This window comes from Streptomyces boluensis (assembly GCF_009908195.1).
GTDB lineage: Bacteria > Actinomycetota > Actinomycetes > Streptomycetales > Streptomycetaceae > Streptomyces > Streptomyces boluensis.
Map to the genome: position 1 here is coordinate 1 of NZ_JAAAHS010000773.1, position 669 is coordinate 669.

Consider the following 669-nt stretch of genomic DNA (forward strand, 5'->3'; position numbering starts at 1 on the left):
CCACAAGAGAGGAAGCGTTCCGGCACCCGGGCCGGTGTGCACGAGATCACCCCCGAGGAGAGCGCCGCGACACCCGCCACACCGGATACCCCCTTCCCTTCTTCGAACATGCGTACGAAAATAGAGCCATGGCCACCTCCGATCGGCACGCCACCACCCTGGCCCTCGCCCACGCCCTGTCCGCCGCCGAGCGTGGGCTCGCCGTCATCCCGCTCTCCCGCACCAAACTCCCGGCCCTGCGCTCCCCGCACCGCGACGAACCGAACCCGCCCGCCTGCCACGGCGAATGCGGCGCCCCCGGCCACGGGGTGTACGACGCGACGACCGACCCGGCCCGCATCCGCGCCCTCTTCGCCGCCGCCCCCTGGGCCACCGGGTACGGCATCGCCTGCGGACTCGCCCCGCACCACCTCATCGGCGTCGACCTGGACACCAAGTCGGGCGCTGACACCTCGGCGACGCTGCGCGAACTCGCGCTGCGCCACCTCTTCACCATCCCGGACACGGTGGTCGTCCTCACCCCGAGCGGCGGCCGCCACCTCTGGCTCTCCGGCCCGCCCGACGTGGTCGTGCCCAACTCCGCGAGCCGACTCGCCCCCGGCATCGACATCCGGGGCGCGGGCGGCTACCTCGTCGGCCCCGGCTCCCGCACCGAGCACGGCGTGTACG

General features: G+C 73.5%; 1 protein-coding gene. It reads left to right on the forward strand.

Annotated features, from left to right (window positions below):
• Nucleotides 1-128: 128 nt before the first annotated feature.
• Nucleotides 129-669 (forward strand): bifunctional DNA primase/polymerase (locus GUY60_RS38030; RefSeq protein ID WP_161706051.1); only part of this gene is annotated, 541 nt, incomplete at its 3' end.